The organism is Cyclobacterium jeungdonense, from assembly GCF_010994275.1.
Taxonomy (GTDB): Bacteria; Bacteroidota; Bacteroidia; order Cytophagales; family Cyclobacteriaceae; genus Cyclobacterium; species Cyclobacterium jeungdonense.
Map to the genome: position 1 here is coordinate 128,230 of NZ_WMCD01000006.1, position 20,783 is coordinate 149,012.

The following is a 20,783-nucleotide window of genomic DNA, read 5'->3' on the forward strand; positions in this document are numbered from 1 at the left end:
CCCTTAACCCTACAAAATATATATTATTTCAATTTGAAAAACTCTACAAAAGAAAATAATCAGATTTGGTAATTTTTTTCTTACCTTTGTTTATCGTTAGAAAATTTATAGTCTAAATGAGAGTAAAACTCGGTGATATTTCTCAATTGCATTTTGGTTTATATGCTAAACCGGTAGATGAGGGGAATGCTGTCTATTTACAGGGAAAGCACTTTGATAAATGGGGAAATCGGACAGAACAGATAGATACTTTCATTCAGATTGACCAAAAGAACGAATCTCACTTACTTGAAGAAGGTGACATCCTTTTGGCAGGTAAAGGAATGAGAAACTTTGCCTGGACCTATGACAAGGCTTTCGGCCCGGCCATTGCCTCTTCTATTTTCTTTGTAATCAAAGTAGATCCTTCAAGGGTAATTCCGGAGTACCTTACCACATTATTTAATATGTCTCAAACGCAGACCTATTTCCAGATTCTGGGAACTGGCAGCTCCATTCCTTCCATTCGAAAATCCGAATTGGAAGCATTTGTGGTTACACTTCCCTCGTTGGAATTGCAGCAAAAGGCTATTACTGTAAAGGAGCTACACTATAAAGAGATGGAACTATCCAGGAAGATCATTTTTGAAAAGCAACAAGTATATCAGGCAGTAATTAAGAATATAATCAATCAAAAAGCATGAGTAAAAAACCGATTACACAAAGTGAGATCAACAATATTGTATGGAAAGCCTGCGACACTTTCCGGGGTGTAATTGATCCTTCACAATATAAGGACTACATTCTGACCATGCTTTTCGTAAAGTATGTTTCGGACGTATGGAAGGACAAAAAGAACTTCTATTCAGAAAAGTACACCGGTGATGAAATACGTGTGCAGAGAGCATTGAGGAACGAACGTTTTCAATTGCCTGATACCTGTACCTTCGACTACCTGTTTGAAAACCGAAATGCTGCTAATGTAGGCGAGTTAATCAATACGGCTTTGGAAAGCATGGAAGATGCCAACCGCAGCAAGCTAGAGCGTGTATTTCGAAATATTGATTTCAACTCAGAAGCCAACCTCGGGCAAACCAAAGACCGTAACAGAAGACTCAAAAACCTGTTAGTTGATTTCTCTGCTCTGGACTTGCAGCCATCGCACTTAGAGGACAATGACGTGATTGGGGACGCTTATGAGTACTTGATAGAAAAATTTGCCAGTGATGCAGGTAAGAAAGCGGGAGAATTTTACACCCCCTCTCAGGTATCTAAGCTTTTAGCAAAACTGGTCAATCCGCAACCTGGTGACCGGATCATAGACCCTACATGTGGATCAGGATCACTTTTGATTAAAACAGCTAAAGAAGTAGGGAGTAAGAATTTCTCGCTTTACGGACAGGAAATCAACGGCAGCACCTGGGCTTTGGCTCGCATGAACATGTTTCTGCATGAAGTGGATAATGCACAAATCGAATGGGGTGATACGCTCAATAACCCCAGATTACTCGAAGAAGATAGTTTATTGAAAGGGAATGTGGTGGTGGCCAATCCTCCATTTTCACTTGATAAATGGGGAGCGGATGATGCCATGGCAGATCAGTTTAATCGATTCCACCGAGGGGTACCCCCCAAGAGTAAAGGAGATTATGCATTTATTACCCACATGATCGAATCCACCTACCAGGACACAGGCCGTGTAGGTGTCATTCTGCCGCATGGAGTACTCTTTAGGGGCAGCAGCGAAGGAAAAATCAGGCAACAGCTGATCGAGGAAAACCTACTGGAAGCCGTTATTGGTTTACCGGCTAATCTCTTCTTTGGTACCGGTATTCCTGCCACCATACTGATATTCAACCGTGCAAAGGGAGACAATAATGACATTCTCTTTATAGATGCCAGTCAAGGGTATGAATCCGGAACCAACCAAAACCGCTTACGGGACAAAGACATCGACAAGATTGTCAATACTTACGAGGCATTTCAGGAGGGACGATCATTAAACACCGAAGAAGGCGCAGTATTAGAAGAAAAATACGCATATCGTGCTACTATTCAGGAAGTAGCAGAAAACGAATGCAACCTTAATATCCCTCGGTATGTGGACACATTTGAGGAAGAAGTGGAGGTGGATATTCCTACTACCCAAAGCAATATTACCGCATTGAAAAAGGAGTTGGCTGTGATTGAAGGGCAAATGGATCAATATTTAAAAAAGATAGGATTTTGATACAGCAACCTACCATAACAAAGAATGGTTTCAAACACACCAAGGCTGGTTTGATTCCAGAAGATTGGGATGTTACTACCTTGGGCGATGCTGTAAAATTTTTGGATGGGAAAAGAAAGCCATTAAAAGAGGTTGAGCGTGCCAAAATGCATGGGAATTACCCATACTATGGTGCATCCGGAATAATTGATTATGTCAATGACTACATCTTTGATGATGAACTCATCCTACTTGGGGAAGATGGGGCGAATATCGTTAATAGAAGCACTCCATTAGCTTTTAGAGTTTCAGGAAAGATCTGGGTAAATAATCACGCTCATGTTTTAAAGCCACGAGAATCCTTCGAACTAGGGTACTTGGTCGAATACTTGGAGAGTATAAAATACGATAAATATAACACAGGAACAGCTCAACCAAAGCTGAACAAGGACATTTGTACTCGAATACCTATTCCAAAACCACCACTCCCTGAGCAACAAAAAATAGCCGAATTCCTCAGCTGTTGGGGTCAAGCCATCTCCACCACCCAAAAGCTAATTGATGAACTCAAGCTCCGCAATAAAGGACTTGCTCAACAATTGCTGACCGGGAAGAGGCGGTTGAAAGGGTATGAGGGTAAGTGGGAAGAGCAACACCTTGAACATTACTTTAAAGAGAGAAAAGAAACCAATCACTCCGAGTTGCCATTACTTTCTGTTGGTGAGATTGGAGTTTATCCCCAAACTGACTCCAACAAAAAGGATACTTCCAACGAGGATAAATCAAAATATAAAAGAATATGTCCCGGTGATATAGGCTACAATACAATGAGAATGTGGCAAGGACGCAGCGCTCTGTCTTCATTAGAAGGAATTGTAAGCCCTGCGTACACAATTGTAACACCCAAGAAAAATGCTGACGCTCAATTTTTTGCCTATCTTTTTAAACTAGATGAAGTCATTCATAAGTTTTTCAGAAAATCACAGGGACTGGTTAGCGACACATTAAACTGCAAGTTCAAAGATTTTAAGATTGTAAGAGTCCTTACCCCGCCATCAATTGGAGAGCAAAAAGCAATTGTATCTGTACTAAATGAGGCGGATAAAGAAGTCAGACGGTATCAACAACAATTAGACACCCTGAAAGAGCAAAAAAAAGGCTTAATACAAAAGCTATTGACGGGGGAGATAAGAGTGAGCGTATAATAAATTGACAAAACTGATAGGTTAACATGAAAGAAATCAACTGGAACATATTCAAAGCCAAATTCAACGGCAAAGAAACCAGCAGCTTTGAAAGCCTGGCCTATCAGTTATTTTGTAGTGAGTACGATAACAGGACTGGAATTTTTAGATTCAAAAACCAAACAGGAATAGAGACTGAACCTATAGTGGTAGATAACAAAAAAATTGGGTTTCAGGCAAAATTCTACGATACTAAGGTCTCCGAGAATAAAGATGATATTATTGAATCTCTAAAAAAAGCTAAACGAGAAAATTCACAACTTGATAATATACTGCTCTATTTAAATCAGGAAGTTTCGGAAAGCAGTACAAAAGGTAACAAAGATCCGAAGTATAAGTCCGAAATTGAGAAAGAGGCCAAAACACTAGGATTATCAATTGAATGGAGGGTTCCTTCCCATTTTGAGAGACAACTTGCACTTCCTCAAAACCAATACTTAAATGATTTCTTCTTTACACAAGAAAATAGTATCGTAGATTTTCTTGAAGGACTAAAAAATCATACGGAAAATCTCATCCATCCCATCCAAACGGATATTCTGTATAATGGTCATTCCATTAAAATTGATCGTAACTCAGAGATAAATTCATTGCAAGACTGGATAGGTGATTCGAGTGCAATAATAGTAAGCGGCGAAGGAGGAACTGGGAAAACAGCCTTAATTAAGGAACTATACCATAAAACGAATCAGCTTCTTCCATTCTATGGCTTCAAGGCGGCAGAATTTAATTTGAGTAGCATACAATTGCTATTCCGCAATTATGGAGACTATTCACTGAGTGATTTTATTGCTGCACATCACGAAGAGGCAGAGAAAATTGTACTGATTGATTCAGCAGAAAAAATTGCTGACCTAGAAAACCAAGATCCGTTTAAGGAATTCCTTACAGAACTTTTAAAGAATAATTGGACAATCATCTTTACAACCAGGTTGAGTTACTTAGATGATTTGCGTTTTCAGTTTATTAGTGTTTTCAGAATACCTTTTCGCGAAATCAGTATAAAAAATGTTCCTCCACAAACACTTGAATTGTTGGCTGCTCAATATTCATTTAAATTACCTGACAACCAGAAACTAAAGACTCTTATTCAAAATCCTTTCTATTTAGATGAGTATCTAAGAAACTATCCAGCCGGTGGTACTCTCCCTACATATTTACAATTCAAAGATGGAATTTGGTCTCGAAAAATTCAAAATCTATCTTTTACCAAAGGCAATGTACACATATTGAGAGAAAAGTGTTTCCTAAGTGTTATAAAGGACAAAGCTGAACAGGGAGTTTTTTTCGTTTCTGCGGATGGATGTTCAAACAAAATTTTAGCCTTATTGCAGAAAGATGAAATTATTGCTTTTGATCGTAATAGTGGGGGCTATTTCATCACCCATGACATTTATGAAGAATGGGGTCAAAACATTTTGATTGAACGTGCTTATGTTTCTTCTAATGACTATAGGAGTTTTTTAAATGAGATTGGAAATTCTCTTTCAATAAGACGGGCTTTTCGAGGGTGGTTATCTGATAAACTTTATGACGATGGTGATGAAATAAAAAGGTTTATCGAAAGTAGTTTCAATGATGCCGAAATTGAAGCATTTTGGAAGGATGAAATTTTGACTTCCGTATTGCTATCTGAATATTCGCATGAGTTTTTTACGCGGAATAATGATTTTATCCTTGCGGATAATCACAAGGTGCTGAAAAGAATAATTTTCTTACTAAGAATTTCATGCAAAGAGGTGGACAACTCTATTCTGGGTTTTCTTGGAGATTTTGAAAAAATAAGCCATAGCTATGTCTACACTAGACCAAAGGGATCAGGTTGGGGGTGCATTATTAACCTGATTTATCAAAGGAGAGAAAATTTCACCTTAGACTCTTTGCATTACATCTTACCTGTCCTACAAGAGTGGTGTTCCAACAATAAAAATGGAAGTACAACAAAACAAGCGGGGCTATTAGCCCTAAAATATTATGATGAGCTTTTTTCAACTAAAGATCTTGTCTATAATTCAGAAGCGGCAAAGAAGCTTGTAAAAGTAATAATTAGTTGTGTGTTTGAAATTAAAGATGAGCTAAGTCAGATATACAGCAAAGTATTGGAAAATGGCGGAGTTGAAAGAAGAGAAGCATACTATGAATTATGTAAAATTCTTGTCAGTTCGGAGCTTGATATTATACCTGTTATCAAAGAATTACCTGATTTCGTAATCAGGTTTGCTGAATTATTCTGGCATGAACCAGATAAAAGTCCGTATCGATATGATGGAATGGGTGTTGAGAAACACTATTCCCTATCATCCAGACGAGATTACTTTCCGGCAAGTGCATATCAAACCCCTGTTTATTGGTTGCTTACTTTTCATTATGAAAAAGCAGTTGATTTCATTATTGATTTTACTAATCGGGCTGTGATAGCCTATGCGAAATCAGGATTTGATAACAGCATTGAAGAAGTTGAATTGACTATATTTTCAGAAAAAAAGAAAAAACAATATCTCTCTCATAGTCTGTGGAATATGTATAGGGGAAGTGGTTCTCCCGTAACACCTTACTTACTTCAGTCAATACACATGGCATTGGAGAAGATTTTATTGGAAAAGGCAGAGAAGGAAGATTCACAAAGAACTGAAGATAAGCTGATCTATTTAATAAAAAATTCAAGTTCAGCATCTATTTCTGCTGTGGTAGCAAGTATTGTCCTAGCACATCCGAATAAATTCTACAACGTTGCAAAGATTTTGTTTAGCAGTAGCACATTCCTGCTTTATGATCGATTGAGATCTGTTTCAGGTGAGCATCAAGCCAGAAGTGTCGCCTCAATCGGATTAGGGTTGAACGGTCGGAACAGTAGATATGAAACAGAACGAATAAAGACTTTTGAGCAAAAACATAGGAGCACCTCGCTTGAAAACCTGATGATAAATTACCAATTTTTTAGAAATGAAGATACAAGTGAAGAAACTGCTGAAATAAGACAAATGGAGTTGTGGAGATTAATTGATGAATTAAAAAGCAAACTCCCTGAAAAATCAAAGGAGACCGAATCAGATAAAACGATCAAGCTACTGTTGACGACGATTGATCGAAGAAAGATGAATCCAATACTGGAACAAAAAGGAGATAAAATACTCATAGATTTTAACCCTACAATTGAAGAAGACCTACAAAAACATAGTCAACAAGCTTTAGCACAGTCACATGAGATAATGAAGTATACCCCATTAAAGTTATGGGGCATGAATAAATTTGAGCAAAGAAAGGAGTATGGTAATTATGAACAATATGAAACTGACCCCGATCTTGTATTAAAAGAAACCCGGGAAATTGTTGAAGGTTTCAATAAATCGGCTGAACCAGATTATTTTCTGTTTAACAAGTCTACTCCTGCATACTCTTGTGCAGTTTTAATTAGAGAATACTCGTCTATTATCACTCAGGAAGATTTACGATTTTGTAGAGATATTATCATTGAGTATGCAACAGCTCCTTTTAAAGAGGGGTATGATTATCAGATTTCTGACGGAGTTGAGGTTGCCGTAAATACGATTCCATTTTTAATGGACTTGTTTCCAGATCAAAAGGAAGACTTGGCACTGATCCAGTTACTTGTGTTGTTCGATACTCATCCCCTTGGTCACAATAAGAGAATATGTGATTATTCAATTGAAGCAATTGAGAAAAACCTTTGGAAATCATCACCTTATAATGCAAAACAGATTCTATATGCTTACCTAAAATTCATACCTAAGCATAACGACCTTGTAAAGCAATTAAAGGAAGTTTCTATAAATGAATACGGATGGCCCAAACTATCAAGACCAAAACTCATTGATGAACTGCTGAACAAGCATGAATCTGAAATAAAAAAATGTCTTTATTCCTCTCCAAAGTTTGAAGAGTTAATCCTTTCAGTATACTCGCTTGAAGAACTTGAAATTGCATTTAAACTTATTCCCAATGACACCTCGGACCAGAACTTAATAAAACTTGTTTCAGGCATACTTCCAATATTTGCCAAATCGCTTTTGCATGATGACCGGGAAAGTGAAATAGATTATTCGTTACGAAATAGAGTGTTTGTAAAATTCGCGTTTTTCATATTGAATCGAGATTCAAAAGAAGTAAAAGAGCTTGTTCAGCCGTTTGTTGATGAATTCAGTTGTAGTGAGCATGTAGCGAATTTCTTACAAGAACTAATTTCTGCAGAAGATAAGTTGGAAAAGTACGACCAATTTTGGACTGTTTGGGCGTGTTTTTATCCACAAGTAACCAATGTTCAAAATCATAGAGGGTTTGATTTAAGCCAGGTGATCCATAGTTATTTGTTAGCATGGAATTTCTGGAAGGAGACTGCAAAGGAATGGCATAGTCTTAAAGTAAAGGAAAAGAAATTTTACAGAGATGTTGTAAATGATATCGGACACCTCCCTTCTGTATTTGACGCTATTGCAAAGTTCTTAAATGAAATAGGTAGTGGTTTTCTGAATGAAGGGATTTTCTGGATTACAGAGCTTGTCAATAAGAATAGTAAGAACAAACTGGAAAGGAACACAACATATTATGTTGAAAAACTTGTCAGAAGATATGTTTACCTGAATAGAACCAAGGTTAAGCAGGGCAGTAAAATCAAACGAAAGATTTTAGTTATACTGAATTTCCTTATCGAAAAAGGTTCGGTAAATGCTTACTTATTAAGAGAGGATATTATATAGATTATATGAGTACAAAAAAACTATACATTGATGAAAGTTGCCATCTGGAACATGATGGATTTCCGGTGATGTGCATTGGTTATACCAAAATAAATGCAGAGGATTATGACAACCTTAAAGAAGGCATTAAATCCATAAAACTAAAACACAATGCCCCAACTGAAATAAAGTGGAACAAGCTTTCTCAATCACGTATAGGGCTGTACAAAGAAATCATAGATTTCTTCTTTGATTCTCCCATTCATTTCAGATGCATTCTTGTCAAGTACAAAGGAAAGTTAGATCATGCTGCCTTTAACAAAGGCGACCATGACAGTTTTTACTACAAGCTGGTTTACTTTCTACTCAACTCGTCCACCAATCCTCCTAATGGTATTGATTATAAGGTGTACATGGACATCAAAGACACCAGAGGCAAAGAGCGGTTGGCTCAAATCAAAACAGTATTTGAGAATAAATATTACGGTGTATCACCCTTTGTCCACTTTCAACACATCCGTTCAGACGAAAACGAATTTCTACAGCTTACTGATCTATTCATTGGTGCTATAACCTATAAGTCAAGAAAGGAACATGAAAAGGAAGGAGCATCTTCTGTTAAAAATATAGTGATTGCCTATTTGGAGGAAAAGTCAGGTTATTTACTGAACGAGGGTACAGAACCTTGGGAAGAGAAGTTTAACATATTCGATCATCAACCTAAATCTAAGTCATAATGGAGCTGGATGATTTAGAAGACTTGTTTGATGATTTGGACTTTGATGAGCCAACACCTGAACAATTGTATCAGATGTACGGCATTTTTCTAAATGACATTGCCAGGAACCCAATTGTACTTAACGGCAATACACTTAAATATAACAGCAACAGGTCAAAACATCCTGTTTGCAGAGGTAAGGCACAGGCTTTCGAGCATATCATTACAAGAGAAAGTAAAATATCGGGTAAAAGAAATTTTGACAGGGATAGGGCCAACAAAGTGCATTGGATTCGTCCGGTTTTATTGAACGCCAGTGATGTCAGAATAAAGTATTTTGAAAAGATAAATGACAAACGCGAAAACCAACATTTTTATTGGTATCAGAAAAAATCTTTCATCATAATAATCAGGGAAATTCAGCCTGACATTTTGTTAATAACCTCTTTTTCAGTAGATAATATGGAAAGGTATAAATTCAAAAAGTGGTATGATGAGTACAGGAATGGGCATAAAAAAACCCCACTTCGTAAGTGAGGCACGCAACTTTAGGCACTGCGATCGAGTGAACAATGTCACTTGCCAAGTCCTTTACCCTTTGGGTAATGACACTACAAACGAACGAATAAATATTGGATTTTCAAAATCCAACAACGATATCGTTCGAATTTATAACTCAAAAACCGATCCAAAAGTTCAAAAATCATGGCAGTACCATCGTTCAAAGAAGACCATATATCACAGCTTCCCGCACTGAAGCTGCTCATGAATATGGGCTGGAAATACCTCTCACCTGAGCAGGCTTTAGATTCCCGTGGAGGCAGGACATCCAATGTGCTGTTGGAGACAATCCTGAAGGATCAACTTCAGACCATCAATACCATTGAATACAAAGGAAAAGAGTTCCCCTTTTCTGATGCAAATGTAAACAATGCCATTCTCGCCATCCGCGACCTTCCGGTTCAGGATGGTTTTATTGCAGCCAATAAGGCCTTTTATGAACTGATCACGTTGGGAAGAAGCTTTGAGCAATCTGTTTTGGGTGACAAAAAAAGCTTCTCATTTCACTATATCGATTGGAAGCACCCTGAAAACAACACCTATCACGTATCAGAAGAGTTTAGTGTACTCAGAAGCGGCAGCAGTGAGCATTATCGCCCGGATATTGTCTTGTTCATCAATGGTATTCCGTTTGCGGTTATAGAGTGTAAAAGTCCAAAGATCAAGGACCCTATTGATAAATCTATTGAACAACATCTGAGGAATCAGCAGGAAGACGGGATCCGGTCCTTGTATCAATACTCCAATTTGGTGGTGGGATTGGCCACCCATGAGGCAAAATACGCTACGACGGCGACACAAAAAGAGTTTTGGAGTTTCTGGAAAGAGCTGTTTAAAACCGAAGCAGAGGAAACTGCATGGTTCGACAAGCTCCAGGCCCTAAAAAATCAACCACTACCTGCCAACGAAAGGACGATACTTTTTCAGGAACGGTACAAAAATGTCTGGGCCTACTTCCAGCATCTTGAAAAAGAGGAACAGGCAGTAACCGAGCAGGATAAGTTGCTATTCAGTTTTTGCCAGCCGGAGAGACTTTTGGACCTCTTCTTTAACTTTACCATATATGATGACGGTATCAAGAAAGTAACCAGATACCAGCAGTATTTTGCGGTCCATAACACGCTTAAAAAGATAGCCAAAACCGATCCTGATGGCCTGCGGAAAGGTGGTGTAATCTGGCATACTCAGGGAAGTGGAAAATCCCTCACCATGGTCATGTTGGCTCAATTGATTGCCACACACCCTCAAATCAAGAACCCCAAGATCATATTGGTCACCGACCGTATTGATTTGGACGATCAAATCACTGAGACTTTCAAGAAATGCCAAATACCCGTAGAGAATGCTCAGACAGGCAAACACCTGGTTGAGCTTCTTTCCGGTACAGGTGACACAGTTATCACCACTTTGATTCACAAGTTTGAAGCGGCTGTCAACCGAGCTAAAGAAGGCTTTGATTCACCTGAAATCTTTGTTTTGGTAGATGAGGGCCACAGAAGTCAATACGGCACATTCAACATCAAAATGCAAAAGGTATTTCCAAAAGGCTGCTTTATCGCCTTTACCGGAACACCTTTGATGAAGAAAGAAAAAAGCACAGCGAATCGCTTTGGTGGTTTGATAGATGTGTACTCGATCACTGATGCAGTCGAAGATGGAGCCGTAGTGCCATTGCTTTACGAGGGTCGCCACAACCTGATTGAGGTAAACGAAAAACCTTTGGACAATTACTTTGATCGGGTATCAGAACCACTCACTCCGTATGGCAAAGCAGCGCTCAAGCGTAAATTCAGCTCAACGAATCAGCTTAACAAAGCAGAGGAAGTAATCTATGCCCGTGCCTGGGACATTTCAGACCACTATGCGCAAAACGTCCAGGACATCTTTTTTGGAAACCTAAAAGCAAAAGGCCAGTTAGTTGCACCTAATAAAACCACTGCAATTCGATACCGTGAGTTTATCAGGGAGATTGGAAAAGTGACGTGTGAGGTGCTGATCTCCCCTCCTGATGTTCGGGAAAACTATGAGGATGCTTTTGAGGAAAGTGATGATTTGGTACTAAAGTTTTGGAAAGCCATGATGGATAAATATGGCAATCCAGAGACCTTTGAAAAGTCACTCATCAACTCATTCAAAAAGCAGGACCATCCTGAAATCATCATTGTGGTTGATAAACTCCTTACCGGTTTTGATGCCCCAAATAACTATGCATTGTACCTCACTCGCCAGCTTAAAGAACACACTTTACTTCAGGCTATTGCACGGGTAAACCGATTGGCTCCAGGGAAGGAACATGGATTGATTATCGACTATTATGGTAATCTTGAAAATTTGGATTCTGCATTAGAGACCTATTCAGGGACTAACGATTATGATGCCATTGATTTGGAAGGTACTCTAACCAATATCAGTGAAGAAATCAAAAAGTTACCTCAAGCACAATCAGAAGTTTGGGACATCTTTAAAGAAATCAAAAACAAGTATGATGAACCTGCTTATGAGGAATTATTGCAGGATGAAGCCATCCGACATATCTTCTATGAAAAAGTATCAGCGTTCGCCCGTTTATTGAAGCTCGCTTTATCCAGTTTTGAATTTATCAGTAAAACACCGGAGCAGCAAATCAACAAATATAAGCAAGATGCTAAATTTTTCCTTGGTTTAAGAATCGCCGTCAAGCGCAGATACTTTGACGATCTGGAATACAAGGAATATGAACCACAGGTTCAGAAGCTCATTGACAAACACATCACTACAGAAGGGGAAATTCTTCGCATCACTGATCTTGTTAATATATTCGACAAAGAAGAAAGGGATCGTGAAGTTGAAAAAATATCCAGTAAGGCAGCCAAAGCAGACCATATTGCAAGCCGAACAATCAAAGCGATCAATGTGAAAATGAAAGAGGATACCGTTTACTATAAGAAGCTTTCACGGTTGATTAAAGATACCATTGATGATTACCATCAACACCGAATCTCAGAAGCGGATTACCTGAATAAAGCAAGAGCGTATGAGGATCAGTTCCACAATGGCAGACAGGACAATGTGCCGGAAAACCTAGCTGGTAATGATACGGGGATTGCGATTTACAATTTGGTGACTGAGATTTTTAAAGGTCACTTACAGGGAACAGATGGATCTAAAAATATAGCCGCTGTAATGGCTGAAGGCATTGATCAGCTCGTCAAGTCCATAGTCTTTGAAAATGGCAAGCCCATTATTGATTGGGTAAACAAATCAGATATTGAAGGTAGGATAAAAATTGATATAGATGATTACCTGTTTGACCTAAAAGCCCAACAGGACATTGAGTTGCCTTTTGATTTGATAGATGAGTTGGTAGAAGAAAGTCTGAAAGTAGCCAAGTTGAAATATGTCTGAAACAGCTACTATAGAAACCTTAGTTTTTGGATCCAGAGAAATCCAATATGAGCTTTCTTTTCAGGATCGCAAAACCCTTGGCATTCGGGTTTACCCCGATTGTAAAGTTAAAGTGATTGCTCCCCTAGATACTACAGGTGAAAAATTGAAAATCAAACTAAAGGAGAAAGCACCGTGGATTATTAAGCAGCAGCTTGAGTTTCTATCCTATCATCCATTGACACCACCAAGGGCATACATCAATGGTGAAACCCATCTTTACTTAGGAAGACAGTATAAGCTGAGAATCGAAAAGGCTGAAATCAATGAGGTGAAACTTTATAGAGGAAGACTGTTAGTTTTGAAAAGAGACAAAACACCTGCCAAGAATCTACTTTCCGAATGGTACAGAAAAAAGGCATCCGTTCACTTCGAAGAAACACTAATAAAGATACTTCCGCTTTTCGCCAGGCACAAAATCAATCAGCCTGAGCTTCAAATCAGACAGATGCCCACTCGTTGGGGAAGCTGTACACCGAAGGGAAAGGTAATTTTAAACCCTGAATTGATCAAGGCACCCAAGGGAAGTATTGAATACGTCATTATTCACGAGCTATGCCATTTGGTCCATCACAACCATACACGTGCATTCTATAACCTGCAAGAATCAATCATGCCTGACTGGAAAAAATGGAAAGAAAGACTTGAAACGACATTGAACTAAGGTAAGCTGAATCAGACTGAAAATGCTACAAATAAGTGGCAAAAATGGTGTTTGTGAAAATTAAACTAACTATTTTAGTATGGCTGAAAATAATTAATGTACTCCATGGATGGCGAAAACGAATTCGAAGAAATAATACGTATTCTGAAACAAGAATCAGGAAATAATATTAATGATGAGGAATATCGTGAAAACCAAAAAGAGCGATATATGACAATGAAATTAGAAGACCTAAAAAAAATAAAACCGCTCTGGGCCACTGATGAATTGATGCATCATAACATTGGTAACCCTCCTGGAGATCTAGATAATTTGGAACACATAAGCATCAATACCATACAACTAATTGAAGCAGTTAATTTTCAAGAACTAAACCCAAAAAATCTGTTTAGTACAAAGCAATCAAGTAATATGAGTTTTGTTACAACTTTAATTAGGTGGGAAAATGGTCAGCCCGTGGACCCTCCTACCTTATGTTACAACAAAGAAAAGGAGTATTTAGAATTTACTGATGGAAGGCATAGAGCCATTCTGGCTCACCATTTAGGCCAAGCTTGCATTCCCGTAGCAATTCACAGATATTCAAAGCAATTTTTGATTGAGCGAGTTAAACTATGTCCAAGTTAAAATCAATTAACATTTCAATTGAATTAAATAAAAACCATTCAAACTTGAGTGTTTCGTTTAGAGCCAAAGAATAACAAATGAAATTATCCAGCAAGGAAAGTCTTTTTGCCAACTACTACCTAGGAGAGGCTGGCTTCAACGCCACGAAAGCCGCAAAACTTGCAGGTTACAGCGAGTACACGGCCCGGCAAATCGGCTACGAAAACCTGACAAAACCTTACATTAAGGAATACATTCGTTCCCGCTCTTCCGAAATCCTGGACCAGCTGCATATCACTCAGGAAAGGGTATTGGCTGAATTGGCAAAAATTGCATTTTCAGATGTGACGGAAATTTTTAACGAGGATTGGAGTTTGAAGAGCAAGGAGGAAATTTGTCCATCTGCATCCGGCGCCATCAAATCGCTTAAAAAATCGGATTTCAGTGTATCGGTTCAGATGCACGACAAAATAAAGGCGCTGCAGATCCTTCGGGACATGGTGAAAGATGGAGATGAACATCCGTAAACTGTCCCCCAAACTGTCCCCCAAAACGCAAAAACCCCAAATACAGCTTGTATAAGGGGTTTTTTGTAGCCTCGACAGGAATCGAACCTGTATCTAAAGTTTAGGAAACTTCTATTCTATCCATTGAACTACGAGGCCAGACTATTTCAAAGATTCAATACTGGAAGCCCGAGTACCGATCACATGAGATAAACTTATAATTGTATGGTGAAAACCTTGGATAACAAGTTATTAGGAGTATATCTTTGACTTTTCGAAAGCTTTTCCTCCGAAAAACATCGCAATTTAAACCAAAATTTTACTATTTAACAAATAAAAGAGAGCCATATTCTTCTTTTTGATTTTAATGTTTTATCTTTGCAGTCCAAAAAATATCGATGGACGGGATCCATCAATTCACTAAAAGTCAAAATATTATGGCATTAAAAATCAGATTAGCACGTAGAGGCCGCAGAAAAATGGCCATTTACGATGTAGTAATTGCTGATGCTAGAGCTCCACGAGATGGACGCTTTATCGAAAAAATCGGGTCTTACAATCCAAACACCGACCCAGCTACCATTGCTATCAACAACGACCGTGCGTTAAAATGGTTGATGAATGGAGCACAACCTACCGATACCGTAAAAGCCATGCTTTCCTACCGGGGAGTAATGCTGAAGAAGCACTTGCAGATCGGGGTCGTAAAGGGAGCTATTTCCCAGGAACAAGCCGATGAGAAATTTGAGGCTTGGTTAGAAACCAAAGAGAAGAACATCGCAAGTAAGGTGGACAAAATTCAGTCTGCAAAAGATGATGCCAAGAAAGCGGCATTAGAAGCGGAAGCGGCCAAAAATCAGGCTCGTCTGGATGCCATCAAGAAACGAGAAGAAGAAGCTATTGCAGCTGCCGAGGCGGCTGAAGCGGAAGCCAAAGCAGCAGCAGCACCTCAGGAGGAAGCTCCTGCCGAAACTGAGGCCGAAGCCCCAGCCGAGAATAAAGCGGAAACTCCTGCCAAAACTGAGGCCGAAGACCCTGCCAAAAACGAAGGAGAAGCTCCTGCAGGTGATGCGGCAGCTTCTGACGAAGAAAAAGCCTAAATCCAGCGCTAGCCATGAACAAAGACAATTGCTTTCAATTGGGCCATATAGCCAAGGTTCATGGATTACATGGAGAGGTATTACTGGTACTGGATGTAGACTTTCCCGAGGATTATGAGGATTTGGATCATGTGTTCGTAGAAAAGGGCAACCGTTTGGTACCCTTCATGCTGGAGCACATGGTGCCTCAACCGAATAATAAATTTCTGGCCAAGTTTGAGGAATTTGACCAGGTCGATCAGGTGAAGCCCATGGTAGGAGCTGCATTGTTCCTTCCGTTATCCCTTCTTCCAGAATTGAAAGAGGATCAGTTTTATTACCACGAATTGGTAGGATATTCTGTAATCGATGAAAAGCTGGGGGAATTAGGCGAAGTCAAAGTGATTTATGACCTGGAAACACAGGATCTGATCGGGATGGATTACCAGGGCAAAGAGGTATTGATACCCATTCAGGAGGGAATCCTGGAGCGGGTGGATAAAGCAGAGAAAAAAGTTTTCTGCAGGCTTCCGGAAGGCCTACTTGACATTTATTTGGAGGATTAACATGCGGATTGATATCATTACCGTTTTGCCCGGACTGCTGGAAGGGCCCTTTTCCCACTCCATTCTCAAAAGAGCGGAAGATAAAGGACTGGCCAGCGTGAAGGTGCATGATTTACGGGGATATGGTATCGGGAAGCAAAAGAGCGTTGACGATTACGCCTTTGGTGGTGGTGCAGGCATGGTCATGATGATAGAACCCATCGCCAAATGCATCGAAGTCTTGAAAAAGGAACGGGATTACGACGAGGTCATTTACATGACACCGGACGGTCTTACCTTCGATCAATCCATGGCCAATTCCCTTTCGCTCAGGGAGAATTTAATCATTCTTTGTGGGCATTACAAAGGAGTGGATGAGCGGGTTCGTCAACATTTGATCACCAAAGAGGTAAGTATAGGTGATTTTGTCCTTTCTGGGGGAGAATTAGCCGCTGCGGTGGTAACAGATGCCATCATTCGATTACTCCCTGGGGTTTTGAATGACGAGACTTCTGCATTGACAGATTCCTTTCAGGATGGCTTATTGGCTCCGCCAGTTTATACCCGGCCAGCCTCCTACAAAGGCTGGGAAGTCCCTGAGGTATTGCTTTCAGGACATGCGGCAAACATTGAATCCTGGAGATTTGATGAATCGGTACGCCGGACCAAAGAACGAAGACCCGACCTGATGGAAGGGGATATTTCTTTAGGCAACGGCGATAGCACAACAGAACGAAACGATAATTGAGATAATTAAGGATACAGGAATCCGTATCCGATAAAGCGATAAGCAAAATAGTAAAGCAATGAGCGAACTACTTAAATTCGTAGAACAGGATTACAAAGATGCGCGATCCAAATTCCCTGCCTTTAAAGCCGGGGATACGGTCAATGTTCACGTGAAAATAACAGAAGGAAACAAAGAGCGTATCCAGCAGTTTCAGGGAACGGTAATCCAGCGGAAAAATGTAAATTCCAATGGCGAAACCTTCACGGTAAGAAAGGTGTCCAACGGTATTGGTGTGGAAAGAATATTTCCCATAATCTCTCCAAGTTTAGAAAAAATTGAAGTCCTGAGAGAAGGTAAAGTTCGCAGGGCCAAATTGTTCTATCTGAGAGGAAGACAAGGAAAATCTGCAAAAATAAAGGAAAAGATAAGGGTGAAAAAATAATTTTATCCGAATTTATTATCACCAATGTAAAAAAGGGGGCTTTCGCTCCCTTTTTTTATGGGTTTTTTTCCATGCCGGCAGCTGATTCTTTGGTGGGACTGCTCAGAAAAGCCAGTCAACGAACTATATCATTATAATGTCTTTTTATTGAAAAAACCAGACAAATGAGTTTCAAGTCAGCTATTTTTCATTATAAAATTTTATTTAGGCAGGATAGTGCAGGATAGTATTCCATGGTCTTTTGGGTTTATTTAATTCTTATAAATTAATCTAACCAAACACAAGAGATTATGAAAACATGTTACAAACCACTCTTAATAGGGTTTCGGAGTGTGATAATGGCTTTTCTTTTAGTAGTGACCTATTCCGGGTATTCTCAGGATGCAGGTCAGATTACAGGAAGAGTCGTTGCAGCGGAGGATTCCGAACCCTTGCCGGGTGTATCCATTTTGGTGAAGGGAACCACACGGGGAACGGTCACCAATATGGACGGAGAGTTTGCCATCCAGGCATCTTCCGGAGAAACACTCACCATTAGTTTTATCGGATTTGAAACCAAAGAGGTAGCCGTCACCGGTGGGCAGACTAGTTACGAAATATCCATGGAGCCCTCCATTGGAGATCTGGGTGAAGTCGTAGTTGTGGGCTATGGTTCACAGCGAAAAGCAGACATCACCTCGGCAGTTTCCGTAATAAACATGGATAATATTGGGGAAGTACCGACCACTAATGTCACCCGTTTGCTTCAGGGACAGGCCGCAGGCGTGCAGGTAAGACAAACCTCTGGAAGACCGGGTGAGGAAATGGAAGTAACCATTCGGGGAATAGGTTCATTAGGTGCCGGAAGCCGCCCGCTATATGTTGTGGATGGATTTCCCGTGGGAACCTCCCTGGGACAAAACCTGAATCCAGCCGACATTGAAAGTATGACAGTGCTAAAAGATGCTGCCTCAACGGCCATTTATGGGGCAAGAGGTTCCAATGGCGTTATCCTGATTACCACCAAATCGGCGAAGGAAGGTGTGATAAGCCTGGATTTCGTCGTCAATCAAGGAATTCAGAACGTGCCTGACGGTAGAAGAACCCGCATGATGAACGGTCCGGAATTCGCTCAATTTAAACACGATAGCTTTGTGGACCGAATAAGGTATTATGAAAATAGAGAGCCGGCTTTGGAAGAAATTCCACTTGAATTCAGATTTCCGGAGCAAACCACCACCTCAACCGACTGGTTTGACGAAATACTTAACCAAAATGCCCGGTTTCAAAATTACAATGCCACGTTATCTTCCGGGAAAGGTGGAATTCGGTCCCTGGTTTCGGTCGGTTACATTAACCAGGAAGGGGCGGTAATTGAGACGGGTTTCGAACGATTTAACGTAAGAGCCAATGTTGATGGTAAAATCAACGATTTTATCAGTATGGGATGGAACATAGCGGCCTCTCATTCCAGAGAAGATTACGCGTCTACAGATGGTAGAAGCGCCATTATAGGGAAATCCCTGTGGTTAGACCCTCGCTACCCGGTTTATAATGAGGACGGCAGTTTCAACGATTTCATCGGCGGGACCCACGGGGTATTTGGCGCGGCAAATGTGGTGCAGGAATTAGTCGAGATGGAGCGCAGTCGTTCGGAGAACAATATTTTGACCAATGGCTTTTTGGAATTCACCTTTTTGAAGGATTTCAAATTTAGAACTTCAGTCAATGCCATTTTGGAAAGCAGCGATCAAAAAGAATTCAGGCCATCCACACTGGCGGGTACCGGATTTAATCAGGCACCACCGCGGGAAGCCTCTTTGTATCAACGAAGAAACGAGACGCTTAACATCGCCGCTGATCAATTATTATCCTACAGCAAAATTTTAGGAAGTCACAGGGTTGAAGGATTACTTGGTTTCTCCGCTCAGGAGGAAACGTTCAAATACCTTCAGGGCAACGGTAACGAATTTCCTAATGACCAGGTAAGGTATTTGAGTGCTGCCATCAGGCAAACGTCTACCTCAGGAGAGGCCGATTGGAGCCTTTTGGCCTATTTTGCCAGGGCAAACTACTCTTTTGATGATCGCTACCTTTTTTCTGCTTCTTTCAGACGGGAAGGCAGCTCCCGTTTTGGCGCTGAAAATAAATGGGGTAATTTCCCTGCTTTTTCAGCAGGTTGGAGAATTTCCGAAGAATCGTTTATGCCGGAAACCCGCTGGATTACTGATTTGAAATTGAGGGCAAGCTTTGGCGTAACGGGAAACAATGCGATTGGAAATTATTCCAGCTTGTCAAATATGGCGATCTCAAACTACGTGCTTGGTGGTTCTATAGCCAACGGGCAAATCCTATCAAATTTTGCGAACGCCAATTTGGGCTGGGAACAATCTCAGCAAACCGATATTGGTTTGGATTGGGCCATGTTTGATAACCGACTGATCGTCACTGCGGAATACTACAATCGATTAACTAATAACATGCTGCTTTCGGTGGAGATGCCAGTTATTTCCGGATTTACGCAGTCCCTGGATAATGTCGGTAAGGTGCAAAACCGAGGCCTGGAACTGGCATTGGATTACAGAACTAATATCAACCAGTTAAATATCAGGTCGAATGTAAACCTCACGATCAACAGAAATAAGGTGTTGGAAATAAGAGGAGAAAACGATGAAATCTGGTCGGGTGGATTTTACAGTACCTACAATGTTTCCCAAGTGGGTAGACCTTTAGCCATGTTACATGGATTTAGGATGATGGGTATTTTCAATACAGAAGACGAAATCGAGGCGTGGCCGGATCAGGATGGAGCAGTTCCAGGTACCTATAAATATTTTGATGCCAACGGGGACGGTGTCATTTCCTATGACCAACAAGATATGATTGAGATTGGCAACCCCCATCCTGATTACATCCTGGGCTATACTCTTGGAGGTGATTTCAAAAGTTTTGATTTCAACCTGATGTTTACCGGTGCATTTAATTATGATGTTTTTCGAAATATAGAAGCTACTACCATGAATATGGACGGGGTTTTTAACATCCTGCAATCGGGTGTAAATCGCTGGAGGTCTGCTGAAAATCCCGGGGACGGCAGAGGAGCTACGACCAATACCTGGAAATGGCAACGCGAATCTAATTCCAGGTACATTTATGATGCCACCCACGTCTGGCTTCGAAACATCACCCTTGGTTATACCATTCCTACGAATCCGGTAATACCCAATGCAAGGGTGTTTTTCAGTGCGGAGAATCCATTTTTGTTTACTTCTTTTCCGGGTACAAATCCAGAAATCAATCGTAGAGGAGGAATCAACATAGGTGTGGATGATGAAGCTTATCCAATGCCAAGAACCTTTACGTTAGGCGCATCGCTACGATTCTAAACCACAAAACGAGTAGAA

General features: G+C 40.2%; 15 protein-coding genes and 1 tRNA gene. 15 read left to right on the top strand and 1 reads right to left on the bottom strand.

Translation table 11 applies throughout. The annotated features are described in order from the left end of the window. Window positions 1-116: 116 nt before the first annotated feature. The 10 genes from GKS34_RS13620 to GKS34_RS13665 all read left to right on the top strand — a co-directional run bounded on the left by GKS34_RS13620 (window position 117) and on the right by GKS34_RS13665 (window position 14,625). Complete coding sequence (locus GKS34_RS13620) at window positions 117-683, top strand: restriction endonuclease subunit S domain-containing protein (RefSeq protein ID WP_163385392.1); 567 nt, start codon at window positions 117-119, stop codon at window positions 681-683. Next, a complete protein-coding gene (locus tag GKS34_RS13625) occupies window positions 680-2,209 on the top strand; it encodes a type I restriction-modification system subunit M (protein WP_163385393.1) in 1,530 nt (509 codons plus the stop codon). Before GKS34_RS13620 ends, GKS34_RS13625 begins: the two co-directional genes overlap by 4 nt. Continuing rightward, complete coding sequence (locus tag GKS34_RS13630) at window positions 2,206-3,393, top strand: restriction endonuclease subunit S (RefSeq protein WP_205602073.1); 1,188 nt, start codon at window positions 2,206-2,208, stop codon at window positions 3,391-3,393. Before GKS34_RS13625 ends, GKS34_RS13630 begins: the two co-directional genes overlap by 4 nt. A gap of 26 nt (window positions 3,394-3,419) precedes the next feature. Continuing rightward, a complete protein-coding gene (gene avs4 / locus GKS34_RS13635) occupies window positions 3,420-8,147 on the top strand; it encodes an AVAST type 4 anti-phage nuclease Avs4 (protein WP_163385394.1) in 4,728 nt (1,575 codons plus the stop codon). 5 nt (window positions 8,148-8,152) lie between these two features. Next, window positions 8,153-8,863, top strand: a complete 711-nt coding sequence (locus GKS34_RS13640; RefSeq protein WP_163385395.1) for a DUF3800 domain-containing protein — start codon at window positions 8,153-8,155, stop codon at window positions 8,861-8,863. Continuing rightward, a complete protein-coding gene (locus tag GKS34_RS13645) occupies window positions 8,863-9,381 on the top strand; it encodes a hypothetical protein (protein ID WP_240459301.1) in 519 nt (172 codons plus the stop codon). The genes GKS34_RS13640 and GKS34_RS13645 overlap by 1 nt, the downstream gene beginning before the upstream one ends. A gap of 168 nt (window positions 9,382-9,549) precedes the next feature. After that, a complete protein-coding gene (locus GKS34_RS13650; protein WP_163385396.1) occupies window positions 9,550-12,789 on the top strand; it encodes a type I restriction endonuclease subunit R in 3,240 nt (1,079 codons plus the stop codon). Further along, on the top strand, window positions 12,782-13,492 hold the full coding sequence (locus GKS34_RS13655; RefSeq protein ID WP_163385397.1) for a M48 family metallopeptidase: 711 nt from the start codon (window positions 12,782-12,784) through the stop codon (window positions 13,490-13,492). Before GKS34_RS13650 ends, GKS34_RS13655 begins: the two co-directional genes overlap by 8 nt. Before the next feature lie 105 nt (window positions 13,493-13,597). Then, window positions 13,598-14,119: a hypothetical protein gene (locus GKS34_RS13660; RefSeq protein WP_163385398.1), complete on the top strand. Its 522-nt coding sequence runs from the start codon at window positions 13,598-13,600 to the stop codon at window positions 14,117-14,119. 77 nt (window positions 14,120-14,196) lie between these two features. Next, window positions 14,197-14,625 carry a terminase small subunit gene (locus GKS34_RS13665; RefSeq protein ID WP_163385399.1) on the top strand — a complete coding sequence of 143 codons (429 nt, stop codon included), beginning with the start codon at window positions 14,197-14,199 and terminating at the stop codon, window positions 14,623-14,625. A 66-nt stretch (window positions 14,626-14,691) separates the two neighbouring features. Here the strand turns inward: GKS34_RS13665 and GKS34_RS13670 are convergent. Continuing rightward, a tRNA-Arg gene (locus GKS34_RS13670) sits at window positions 14,692-14,763 on the bottom strand. Window positions 14,764-15,041: 278 nt separating this feature from the next. Here GKS34_RS13670 and GKS34_RS13675 point away from each other — a divergent pair. The 5 genes from GKS34_RS13675 (at window position 15,042) to GKS34_RS13695 (ending at window position 20,765) form a co-directional block, all read left to right on the top strand. After that, window positions 15,042-15,704, top strand: a complete 663-nt coding sequence (locus GKS34_RS13675) for a 30S ribosomal protein S16 (RefSeq protein WP_163385400.1) — start codon at window positions 15,042-15,044, stop codon at window positions 15,702-15,704. 14 nt (window positions 15,705-15,718) lie between these two features. After that, window positions 15,719-16,249, top strand: coding sequence for a ribosome maturation factor RimM (gene rimM / locus GKS34_RS13680; RefSeq protein WP_163385401.1), 531 nt, complete (start codon window positions 15,719-15,721; stop codon window positions 16,247-16,249). A gap of 1 nt (window position 16,250) precedes the next feature. After that, a complete protein-coding gene (gene trmD, locus GKS34_RS13685) occupies window positions 16,251-16,976 on the top strand; it encodes a tRNA (guanosine(37)-N1)-methyltransferase TrmD (RefSeq protein ID WP_163385402.1) in 726 nt (241 codons plus the stop codon). 58 nt (window positions 16,977-17,034) lie between these two features. Continuing rightward, window positions 17,035-17,400, top strand: a complete 366-nt coding sequence (gene rplS, locus GKS34_RS13690; RefSeq protein WP_163385403.1) for a 50S ribosomal protein L19 — start codon at window positions 17,035-17,037, stop codon at window positions 17,398-17,400. Window positions 17,401-17,690: 290 nt separating this feature from the next. Further along, the gene (locus GKS34_RS13695; RefSeq protein ID WP_163385404.1) at window positions 17,691-20,765 is read left to right on the top strand and encodes a SusC/RagA family TonB-linked outer membrane protein; all 3,075 of its coding nucleotides are present in this window, start codon (window positions 17,691-17,693) and stop codon (window positions 20,763-20,765) included. Window positions 20,766-20,783 lie beyond the last annotated feature (18 nt).